Source organism: Clostridium sp. USBA 49 (genome assembly GCF_900167505.1).
Lineage (GTDB): Bacteria > Bacillota > Clostridia > Clostridiales > Clostridiaceae > Clostridium_AT > Clostridium_AT prolinivorans.
Window position 1 is genome coordinate 53,420 of the sequence record NZ_FUYD01000013.1, and the last position, 12,259, is coordinate 65,678.

Annotated in this window: 7 protein-coding genes; 5 read left to right on the top strand and 2 right to left on the bottom strand. The window is 25.8% G+C overall.

Features of this window, described 5'->3' with window-relative positions; genetic code table 11:
* The first annotated feature begins 42 nt into the window (after nucleotides 1–42).
* The gene (addB, locus tag B5D11_RS10815; protein ID WP_078683051.1) at nucleotides 43–3,507 is read left to right on the top strand and encodes a helicase-exonuclease AddAB subunit AddB; all 3,465 of its coding nucleotides are present in this window, start codon (nucleotides 43–45) and stop codon (nucleotides 3,505–3,507) included.
* The gene (gene addA / locus B5D11_RS10820; RefSeq protein ID WP_078683052.1) at nucleotides 3,508–7,311 is read left to right on the top strand and encodes a helicase-exonuclease AddAB subunit AddA; all 3,804 of its coding nucleotides are present in this window, start codon (nucleotides 3,508–3,510) and stop codon (nucleotides 7,309–7,311) included.
* A 58-nt stretch (nucleotides 7,312–7,369) separates the two neighbouring features.
* On the opposite strand, the gene B5D11_RS10825 is transcribed toward addA, so the two are convergent.
* Complete coding sequence (locus B5D11_RS10825) at nucleotides 7,370–7,924, bottom strand: rubrerythrin family protein (RefSeq protein WP_078683053.1); 555 nt, start codon at nucleotides 7,922–7,924, stop codon at nucleotides 7,370–7,372.
* A 466-nt stretch (nucleotides 7,925–8,390) separates the two neighbouring features.
* Here B5D11_RS10825 and B5D11_RS10830 point away from each other — a divergent pair, with 466 nt between their 5' ends.
* On the top strand, nucleotides 8,391–9,353 hold the full coding sequence (locus B5D11_RS10830) for a 3'-5' exoribonuclease YhaM family protein (protein WP_078683054.1): 963 nt from the start codon (nucleotides 8,391–8,393) through the stop codon (nucleotides 9,351–9,353).
* A 76-nt stretch (nucleotides 9,354–9,429) separates the two neighbouring features.
* Complete coding sequence (locus B5D11_RS10835; RefSeq protein WP_078683055.1) at nucleotides 9,430–10,176, top strand: polysaccharide deacetylase family protein; 747 nt, start codon at nucleotides 9,430–9,432, stop codon at nucleotides 10,174–10,176.
* A 45-nt stretch (nucleotides 10,177–10,221) separates the two neighbouring features.
* Here B5D11_RS10835 and B5D11_RS10840 read toward each other — a convergent pair whose 3' ends face one another.
* Nucleotides 10,222–11,313 carry a GntR family transcriptional regulator gene (locus B5D11_RS10840; RefSeq protein ID WP_078683056.1) on the bottom strand — a complete coding sequence of 364 codons (1,092 nt, stop codon included), beginning with the start codon at nucleotides 11,311–11,313 and terminating at the stop codon, nucleotides 10,222–10,224.
* A gap of 441 nt (nucleotides 11,314–11,754) precedes the next feature.
* Here B5D11_RS10840 and fsa point away from each other — a divergent pair.
* Nucleotides 11,755–12,259: fructose-6-phosphate aldolase (gene fsa / locus B5D11_RS10845; RefSeq protein ID WP_078683057.1), on the top strand; the 505-nt coding region annotated here is incomplete at its 3' end.

Below are 12,259 nucleotides of genomic sequence, written 5' to 3' on the forward strand. Positions count from 1 at the left end.
ATAAATTATAATTTTTATGAAAATAAATTGAGGAGTGATTTTATGAGCTTAAGATTTATATTTGGAAGAGCAGGAAGCGGTAAAAGTAGATTTTGTCTTGAAAATATAAAAAAAAGTGTTTTAGATAATAAAGACGATAAAAAGATAATTTATCTTGTTCCAGAGCAATTTACTTTTCAAGCAGATAAAAATTTAGTTTATACATTAGGGGAAAAGGGGATACATAAAGTTCAAGTTTTAAGTTTTACAAGAATGGCTCAAGTAGTGTTAGCAGAAGTTGGAGGAATAACAAGGCTTCACATGAAATCGTCAGGAAGAAATATGCTTATATATAAAATTTTAGATGAAGTTAAAGATAAATTAAAAGTATTTTCAAGAGCTTCTAAGCAGCAAGGATTTGTAGATATAATGTCAGATATTATAAGTGAATTTAAAAGATATAATATAAATCCAGAAGAATTAGATATAGTATTAACACAATTAAATGATAATGAAGTTTTAAAAGATAAAATTCAAGACATATCACTTATTTTCCAAAAATTTGAGGAATATCTTCATAAAAATTACATAGATACAGAAGATGAACTTATGCTTCTTGTAGAAAAACTGAAAGAAACTTCTATATATGATGGAGCTGAAATATGGATAGATGAATTTTCTACATTTACTCCTCTTCAGTATAATGTAATTGAGCAGCTGTTTTTAAAATGTAAAAGGGTAAATATTACTCTTACAACAGATTGTCTTATAAATGGAGGTAATGCAGATAATACAGATGTATTTATGCCTATTAAAAATACAGAAAATAAGCTTGTTAATATTGCAGCTAAAAATAATATTCCTTATGAAAAACCAATATGTTTAGACGAAGAAACTCCTTTTAGATTTAAGGAAAGTAAAGAAATAGCTCATTTAGAGAAATACTTTTTTAAATTTCCATATAACATTTATAGCGAAAATACTAAAGATGTAAGCATATTCAGAGGGCTTAATATGTATAGTGAAATAAGAAATACAGCATCTAATATTATAAGGCTTGTAAGAGATGAAAATTTAAGATTTAAAGATATAGCTGTTGTAACAAGAGATTTAGGAAATTATGAAAAGCTTGTTGAAGCTATTTTCACTGAATATAATATTCCTTATTTTATAGATAAAAGAAGGGATATAAATAGTAATCCTCTTATAATACTTTTAAATTCTGTTATGGAGATATTTACAAAAAACTGGTCGTATGAATCAGTATTTAGATATTTAAAAACTGGACTTATAGATATAGAAAGAGAAGAAATAGATATTATTGAAAACTATGTATTATCAAATGGAATTAGAGGAAAGAAATGGTTTGAAGATGAATGGAATTATTCTTTTGAATATAACTTTAATAATATAGAAAAAGAAGAAGAGAGTTTTCAAAGGATAAATGATATAAAAAATAAAATAGCAAATCCTCTTATAAAACTTCAAAATAAGGTTAAAGGTAAAAACAAAGTAAAGGAAATATGTACAAATATTTATGAATTTTTAGTTGAAATAAAGGCAGGAGAAAAGATAGAAAATTTTGTTCTTAAATTTGAAAGAGAAAAACAATTAGATTTAGCAAATGAATACAGTCAGGTTTGGAATGTTGTTATGGATCTTCTAAGCCAATTAGTTGAAGTTTTAGGTGAAGAAGAAGTAAAACTTGAAGAATTTATAAAAATAATGAGAATAGGTATAAATGAGTATGATGTTGGTGTAATTCCTGCTTCTTTAGATGAAGTTTTAGTAGGAGATATTGAACGTGTTAAAAGTCATGAAGTATCGGCTATATTTATTATTGGTGTTAACGATGGAATATTCCCTAGAATTTCAGATAAGGAAGGAATTTTAAATGATAAAGATAGAGAAAATTTAAAAAATCTTGGTATAGAGATAGCAGGAGATACTAAATCACAAGCTTTTGAAGAGCAGTTTTTAATATATAGAGCATTAACTATAGGAGGAAAGTATTTAAGAATAAGCTATCCTATTGCAGATTTTGAAGGGAAAAGCATGAGACCCTCTATAATAATATCCAGAATGAAAAAAATATTTCCAAAGATTAAAGAAGAAAGCGATATAATAAAAGGAAACAGTGATGAAGAAACTTTAAGAGAAATTGTTGGAGAAAGTTCAACTTTTAATGAGCTTATTGCTGCAATAAAAGAAGAAACTGAAGGGAAAGAAATAAATCCTATATGGTGGGATGCATATAGATGGTATTTAAAAGATGAAAAATGGAGAGAGAGATGTAAAAGAGCTTTTAGCGGTCTAAGTTATAAAAATCAAGTTTCAAAAGTTGATTCAAATAAAATTAAAAAACTTTATGGATATCCGCTTAAATTAAGCGTTTCAAGGCTTGAACGTTATGCCCAGTGCCCTTTTGCTTATTATATTCAATATGGACTTAAAGCACAAGAAAGAAAGATATATGATTTTTCTATGCCTGATTTAGGTACATTTTTGCATGAAGTATTAGATGAATTTGCAAATGTTTTAGATAAAGAGGCTGTAACTTTTAGAGATGTAGATGAAAAATTTACACAAGAGGCTATAACTCAAATTGTAGAAGAAAAAATTAATGGTAAAACAGGATATATATTAAATAGCTCTCCAAGATACAAATATATATCAAATAAGCTTAAAAGAGTGCTTGTAAAGTCAGTAAATATAATAAGTGAACATGTTAAAAGAAGTAAATTTAATCCTGTAGGACATGAAGTATCTTTTGAAAGTAAAGGAGATTATCCTCCAATAGATATTATTCTTCCATCTGGAGATAAAATTGAACTTATAGGCAGGATAGACAGGGTGGATGAACTTGAAACTGAAAATGGTATTTACATAAGAATAATTGATTATAAATCAGGTAATAAGGCTTTTAAATTAAGTGATGTTTACTATGGACTTCAATTGCAGCTTTTAATTTATCTTGATGCTATTATTTCTAATAAAGAAAAGTATATAGAAAAAGGAGTTATTCCTGGAGGTATATTTTATTTTAAGATAGATGATCCAATAGTTAAGGTAGATGGAAACAGCAATGAAGATGAAATAAAAAAAGCTATTTTAAGAGAGCTTAAGATGAAAGGCATTTTACTTAAAGATATAGAAATAATTAAAGCAATGGATTTAACTATTACTGAAACTAAGGAAGGATATTCATTAATAATCCCTGCAAGAGTTACTCAAAAGAGTGGGGTTGTAGATAACCATACTTCAAGTGCTACATTAGAAGAATTTGAAATTCTTAGAAAATATGCAAGAAAAATGGTTATAAATATTTGTGAAGATATGTTAAATGGGAATATAAGTATTAAACCATATAAACAAAATAAAAATACGCCTTGCGAATATTGTGAATTTAAAAGTATATGCCAATTTGATGCTAGTATAAAAGAAAATAAATATAAGTATTTAAATGAAAAGAAGAATGAAGAAATTTGGACTCTTATGAAAAAAGAAATTGAGAAGGAGGATATATAAATGAGCGATACTAATTGGACTAAAGAGCAAAAGGAAGCTATAGAAACAAGAAATTGTAATCTTCTTGTAGCTGCAGCTGCAGGTTCAGGTAAAACAGCAGTTTTAGTTGAAAGAATTATTAGAATTATAAGCAATGAAGAAAATCCCGTTGATATAGATAGACTTTTAGTAGTTACTTTTACAAATGCTGCTGCAGCTGAAATGAGAGAAAGAATAGGAGATGCAATTTCTAAAGCTTTAGATAAAAATCCTGAATCTAAAATCCTTCAAAGACAGCTTACTCTTTTAAATAAGTCTAAAATAACAACTATGCATTCTTTTTGTTTAGATATTATAAGAAATAATTTTCATCGCATAGATTTAGATCCTGATTTTAGAATTGCAGATAGTACGGAAGAAATACTTTTAAAATCAGAAACTATAGATGAATTTTTTGAAGAAAAGTATAAAGAAGCAGAAGAAAATACTGAAAGTAATTTTTTAAGACTTGTTGAAGCTTATGGAGGAGGAAGAAGTGATGCTAAACTTAAAGATATAGTTATTAATTTATATAAATTTGTAATGAGTGGACCTTGGCCTGAAAAATGGATTAAAGAGGCTTATGAAGCTTTTAATGTAAATGAGGATTTTGATTTTAAAGAAACTAAATGGGGAAAGGTTATTATAGAAACTGTAAAGCTTGAACTTTTTGAAATTAAAGCTTTAATAAATAAGGCAATAGATATGATTAAAAATTCTTCTGGATTAGAGTTATATTTGGATACATTTAATGATGATATGAATATTATTGACAATTTAATACTTTCTTTAAATTCAAAATGGGAAGTTATTAAATATGAATTTGAAAACTGTAAATTTTCTAAATTAAAAACATTAAAGAAAAATGATATTTACGATGAAGATTTAAAGAAAAAATTAACAGATATAAGAAATAAAAAAGTAAAGGAAAAAATAAAACAAATAAATAATGATTTTTTTAACTTTAGTAATGAAGAAATAAAAGAAGAATTGATTTTTATGTATCCTCTTATGAAAGAACTTGGAAATTTAATTTTAGATTTTAATAAGCTTTATACAGAAAAGAAAAGAGAAAGAGGTATTTTAGATTTTAATGATTTAGAACATTTAGCATTAAGTATATTAACGGCTAAAGATGAAAATGATGAAATTGTGCCTTCTGAAATAGCATTAGAGTTTAGAAAGCATTTTGATGAAATTTTAGTAGATGAATATCAAGACAGTAATTTAGTTCAAGAAGTTATAATAAATATGGTTTCAAGAAAATTTGAAGATAATCCTAATGTGTTTATGGTTGGAGATATAAAGCAAAGTATTTATAGGTTTAGACAGGCAGTACCAGAACTTTTTTTAGAGAAATATGAAAATTATTCTAAAGAAGAGGGCAGTAAAAACAGGGTTATAACTCTTTATAAAAATTTTAGAAGTAGAAGCGAAATTATAGATGGAGTAAATTATATTTTTAAATCTCTAATGTCTAAAAATATAGGAGAGCTTGAATATACAGATAAAGAGGCACTGAATTTAGGAGCAGATTATAAAATTATACAAGATTATGACAGTATAACAGGAGGACCTATTGAAATTCATATTATAGAGAAAAAAGATAAAAAAGAAGAAGTATCAGAAGATATAAAAGAAGTATCAGAAATATTAGATGAGGAAGATGAAGAAGAAAGTTTAGATAATATTCAAATTGAAGCCAGAGTTGCTGCCAGAAGAATTAAAGAATTAATTATGACAAAAGATGGTAAAAATTTTAAAGTATTTGATAAAAGCTTAAATGATTATAGAAATCTTCAATATAGAGATATAGTTGTACTTCTTCGTGCTACAAAAGATTATGCAGCAATATTTGTAGAAGAATTTGAAAAAGAAGGAATACCTGTATATGCAGATACAGGTAATGGATATTTTGAAACTATAGAAATAAGAACTATGATGTCTTTACTTCAAATTATAGATAATCCTCTTCAAGATATTCCTCTTATTGCAGTTTTAAGAAGTCCTATATTTTCTTTTACTCCAGAAGAACTTATAGACATAAGGCTTGTAGATAATAAAGTACCATTTTATATAGCTCTTAAAAAGTTTGCTGAAAGTAGTAAAAATGAAAGTAATGAAAATACCTTAAAAAAAGTTAAAAACTTTTTGGAGAATTTAGAAAATTATAGAGATAAAGCACAATTTATGCCTATAGATGAACTTATTTGGTATCTATTTACATCTTCTGGGTATTACGGATATGTTGGAGCTATGCCTGGTGGAGTTCAAAGACAGGCAAATTTGAGAATACTTTTTGAAAGAGCAAGACAATTTGAAAAAACAAGTTATAGAGGACTATTTAATTTTGTAAATTTTATAAATAAATTAAAAAATAGTAATGGAGATATGGGTAGTGCAAAGATACTTGGTGAAAATGAAAATGTAGTAAGAATTATGAGCATACATAAGAGTAAAGGATTGGAATTTCCAGTAGTTATACTTTCATCCAGCGGGAAAAATTTTAATATGATGGATTTAAATAATAAAATTCTTTATCATCAAAAATTAGGAATTGGACCAGAGTATATAAATCCTGAAAAAAGAATACAGCATTCTACTATAATTAAAATGGCACTTAAAAATAAAATAAAACTTGAAACTCTTTCTGAAGAAATAAGAATTTTGTATGTTGCATTTACAAGAGCAAAGGAAAAACTTATTATAACTGGTATGCTAAATGATATAGAAGCTTCTTTAAGTAAATGGTGTGATAGTTTAGAAAAAAATAATGAAAATGTCCCAGAGTATGCTGCATTTAATGCAAAGAGTTATTTAGAATGGATTGTACTTGCAATACTTAAGCATAAAGATGGTGAAATATTAAGAAATATTGCTAAAGTAGAAGATTTTAAAATAGGGAAAATTTCTTCTAACAATTCAAGATGGGAAATTAAACTTTGGGATAAAAAAGATGTTGTTAACAATATTTTAGAAGAAAGTGTGGATAAAAACGAAGGTGAAGAAATAAATTGTGGATATCTAGAAGAAATAAAAGATAAAAAACCTGAAAGTAAGTTTAAGAAGGAAGTAGAGAGAAGATTAAGTTTTTCATATAAATATACAGAAGCTTCTAAAATACCTGCAAAGCTTTCAGTTACAGAGCTGAAAAGACTTATAAATAATCCAGAAAAAGACGAATATACAACACCTATGTTTGTAGAAAAAATATCTAAAAAACCAGCTTTTTTAGAGGAAAGGAAAGGCTTATCGGCTGCAGAGAGAGGAACAGTTTTACATTTTGTAATGCAGCATATTGATTTAAAAAATGTAGGCAGTTTTAATGAAATAGATAAACAAATAAAATCTATGGTTTTAAGAGAGCTTCTTACAGAGGAACAGGCAAAAACTATAAATATAGATAAAATTTTAAACTTTTTTAAATCACCTATTGGCAAAAGAATGCTTAAAGTAAATGATTTAGATAAAGATATAGAAAGAGAAGTTGCATTTCATATAAGAGTAAAAAGTACAGAGATAAATAATAACCTTTCAAAAGAAATTTATGAAAAAGAAGAAACTCTTCTTATGGGAGTTATAGATTGTTTTTTTAAAGAAGAAGATGGTATAGTTCTTTTAGATTATAAAACAGATTATATAACGAAAGAAAATATGGAAGAAATTAAAAAAAGATATGAAAGGCAGATTTATTATTATGCAAAGGCAATAGAAAGTATAATAGGAGAAAAGCCTAAAGAAAAGTATATTTATTTATTTAGTAGCGGAGAAATAATAAAGTATTAAAATTTAATATATTTAAATTTAAGGCAGGCTTTAAACTAAAAGCCTGCCTTAAAAATTTTTAAAATGATTTAAATAATTCTTTTTTAGCTCCACAAACTGGGCATTTTTCTACATTATCTCCAATTTCAGTAAAACCACAAACTGGGCATATGTATATAGTTTCATTTCCTATATCTTTTCCTTCTTTAGCTGAATTTTGTGCATTTTTAAACATTTCAGCATGAATTTTTTCAGCTTCTAAAGCAAAGTGAAAAGAACGCTGAGCATCTTTTTCTTCTTGAAATTTTGCAGTTTCTAAATAAACTGGATACATTTGCTCTACTTCATGTAATTCACCATTAATTGCACCTTGAAGATTTTCTATAATGTTTGTATTTCCAAATACTCCACCTGCTGCAACAGTGTTATCTCCTACCTGTTCTTTTAATACATTAAAGTGATTTTTGGCGTGACACCACTCTGCATATGCAATAGCCTTAAAAAGTCTTCCTATATTTGGATAACCATCTTTTTGAGCATTTTCTCCCCAAATAAGATATCGCATATGAGCCATACTTTCTCCACCATATGCTGAACGTAAAAAATCTGCAGTCATAGCATTTTTTAGCGACATTTAACACACTCCTTTAAAATATTATACATATATATTATTGTTTAATAAAAAAATTTAATTCATTGCTAAATATAATTAATTTATAATAAACTATAAATTATATTATTATTTTACAAAAGTTTTTTATTAAATATTGATTACCATATGTAGAGATAAATATATTTAAAGACAATATAAATTGTATAGTGGAAGCTATTTTATATTGTATTCTAATCAATATATATGTTCATTATATATGTTGTCTAAAAATTTAATATTATAACAAGATATAAATGATTATAATATATTTCTCAATTGTACTTACATTAAAAATTACTTATAATTATAAGTATATTTTTATGTAAATTTTCATTATTAAAGTTTAAAATTTATATATTAATTTAGTTAGCAAGCAATATGATAATATATTAAAAGCTATTTAATAATATATAAATTCAGTAAATTTATATAAGAGAGGAGAATTTAATTGGAATTTAAAAAAATTAATGAATTTCAAGTTAATGAAAGGATAGATGGATTTTTTATTGTAAAGTCTGTAGAATTAAAAACATCTTTAAATGGTAAAAAATATATGGATTTTACTTTAGGAGATAAAACTGGTGAAATAAATGCAAAGCTTTGGGAATATTCAGATGGAGATGAAAAAAGATATCTTAAAAATATGCTTATAAAGGTCAGAGGATTAGTAAACCTTTGGCAAAATTCATTACAACTTAAAATAGAAAGATTAAGAGAAGCAGTAGAAGAAGACAAAGTTAATATAGAAGATTTTGTAGAGACTGCACCATTAGAATCTGATTTTATGTATAGTGAAATTAATAAATATATTTCAAGTATAAAAAATAAAGATATAAAAAATATTGTCAATTTTATTATAGAAAAAAATAAAGAAAAATTAATGCATTATCCTGCTGCTATGAAAAATCACCATTCTATAAAATCAGGACTTTTATATCATATACTTACAATGCTTAAAGCTGGAGAAAAGCTTTGCGAAATATATACATATTTAAATAAAGATTTATTATACGGAGGCATTATACTTCATGATATGGCAAAAATTGAAGAAATGAATGCTAATAATCTTGGGATAGTTAGCGAATATACAGTAGAAGGACAGCTTTTAGGGCATATAATTCAAGGTGTTAAAAATTTGGAAATAGCAGCTGAAAATGTAGGAGCAGATAAGGAAGTAACTATAATGTTACAACATATGATACTCTCTCATCATTATGAGCCAGAATACGGAAGTCCGGTAAAGCCAATGTTTCCAGAAGCAGAGCTATTACATCATTTAGATATAATAGATGCAAGAATGTATGATATGAATAGAGTTCTTGGAGAAACTAATATAGGAAGTTTTTCAGAAAAAATATTTTCATTAGAAAATAGAAAATTATATAAAGGGAATATAACATGTCAAGAATAAGGACAAAAATTTTAAATTATCTATTTTAGGTTATACTAAAATAGATAATTTAATTTTTACCTTGGAGGATTAAGACATGAGAGAAAAAGATAAAAAGTTCTTATTATATATTTTTTCATTTGTTTATTTAATATTAATTCTTTGCATGATAACTTCAAAAATGGTTTTAGCAAAAGATACAAAAGATAGTAAGGAAGAATACAAAAAAGAAAAAGTTATTTATTTAACTTTTGATGATGGCCCAAGTTATATAGTAAGTGATAAGATATTAGATATTTTAAAAGAAAATAATGTTAAAGCAACTTTTTTTGTAGTTGGAAGTAAAATAAAGGGAAGAGAAAATATTTTAAAAAGAATGTATGATGAAGGACATTCTATAGGACTTCACAGTTTTTCTCATAAATATAATCAAATTTATTCAAGTTATGATAATTTTATAAAAGAAATGGATGATACTGCAGAAGAAGTAAATAGAGTACTTGGCTTTAGGCCTAATATTATTAGATTTCCAGGAGGAAGCAAACCATTTTTAAATTCTGAACTTTTAGATAGGCTTCATAAAAAAAACTATAAAATATATGATTGGAACGCAAGTCTTTCTGATGGATTAAATTATAATACTCCAGTTAATAAATTAATTATGGAATCACACAATGTAGTGGGGAAGTCTTACTCAAGAATATTTTTACTTCTTCACTGTGATCAAGTTAATAAAAATACAGCTATAGCTCTTCCTGAAATTATAAATTATTATAAAAATTCAGGATATAAATTTAAGGCTATAACAAATGAAACTTCAGAATATTATTTTAGATTTAAGTAAAAGTAGTTATTTTATAAAAAAAGCAGACTAATTTAATCTGCTTTTTTATATATTAGATGTTAATTCTTTTGTACTTTTCCTTATAATTAATTTAGGTTTCATTTTTATATTATAATAATCTTGATTTTTTTTAATCATATTTATTATTGCTTTTGCAGCTTCTTTTCCAAGAGCTTCTTTAGGGTGAGCAACTGTTGTAAGTTTAATTTCAGAAGCTACTGCAAGCTGAGAATCATCAAAACTTACTATAGATATGTCTTCAGGAACATTTAAATTTTTTTCTCTTATAATATCCATAAATTTAATTGTAGTTTGATCATTGTAGAAAACTATTGCAGTACAATCAGATAATATTTTTTCAAAGTAAGTATATTTAGATTTAAAATTATCATCTATATCAGAAGTTTCAAACCAAAGAATTCTAGAATCAGAAATTTTTATTGAGTTTTCATAAAGAGCCTTTTGAAATCCAGCAAATCTCATATGCCCTTGAATATCATCAATTTTAAAAATTCCTCCAATATTTTTATGACCTAATTCTATAAGATGTTTTGCTGCTAAAAATCCAGCTTCAGTATCATCTTCAACAATATAAGAACAATTTAGTTCTTTATAGCAGCCATGGATAAATAAAATAGGTATATTTAAGTTTATAAAATTTTTATACATATCAATATTAGGATTTGGCAGAGCACTTTTAGTAGGTTCCACGATTATTGCAGATACATTTTGATTCAATAAATTTTCAAGGCAGAGTCTTTCTTTTTCATGCTGATTATATGTGCAGCTTAAATGAATATTATAGCCATTTTCAGAAAGTACAGTATCTATACCTCTTATAATAGAAGGGAATATATAGTCGCTTAAATAAGTAGTAATAACAGCTACAACTTTAGATTTACTTGCTGTTTTATTATGTTTTTCGTCAACAAAAGTACCTTTACCTTGAATTTTATATAGCCATCCTTCATTAACAAGTTCTCCTAAAGCTTGCCTTACAGTATGTCTGCTCATTTCAAATTTTTCTGCTAATTCATTTTCAGAATATATTTTGTCTCCTACCTTTAATTCATTTGAATTAATTGCTGATATTATATAGTCTTTAAGTTGTTGATATTTTGGTTTTTTTACTGACATATATATTACACCTGCTTATTTTTTTAATATATTTAATTATTATATTACAAAAAGTCTTTTTATTAAATATTGACCACTATATATAATAGAAATTTAGAAACAATATAAAATAGTGGGAATTAATTTACAGCTTATTGTAGGTTAATCATTAAATAACTTGTAGAAAATTATTATAACATTTACAGATTATACGTACAAGTAGTATTGTAAAAATTTTATATTTGATATAATTATATTTACTTTTTATATATAATATTTTAAATTCTATATATGAAAATACTTTAATTCTAGTATATATTTTAAAATAGTATTAAAAACTTTCAAAATATATTGAATTATATGGATAAATGGCTTAAAATACAAGTGTAGTACAAATTACATGTACGTACAATTGTTATCGATTAACCTTATATGTTGGAAATTAAAGGAGGAATTTTTACAATGAAATTATTTGTTGATACTGCTAATGTTAAGGAAATTAGAGAAGCTAATGAAATGGGTGTCATTTGTGGAGTAACTACAAATCCATCATTAATTGCTAAAGAGGGAAGAGATTTTAAAGAAGTAATAAAAGAAATAACTTCTATAGTTGATGGTCCAATAAGTGGAGAAGTTACAAGCGATGATGCGCCTAGTATGATTGCAGAAGGTAGAGAAATAGCTAAAATACATAAAAATATGGTAGTTAAAATACCTATGACAGGGGAAGGAATGAAGGCAGTTAATGTGCTTTCAAAAGAAGGAATTAAAACAAATGTTACATTAGTATTTACAGCAGCACAAGCTTTACTTGCAGCAAATGCAGGAGCAAGCTTTGTAAGTCCATTTTTAGGAAGGTTAGATGATATTTCAACTAATGGTATGGATTTAATTGAAAAAATATCAACTATATATTCAAAACACAACATAAATACTGAAATTATTGCAGCAAGTATAAGAAATCCTC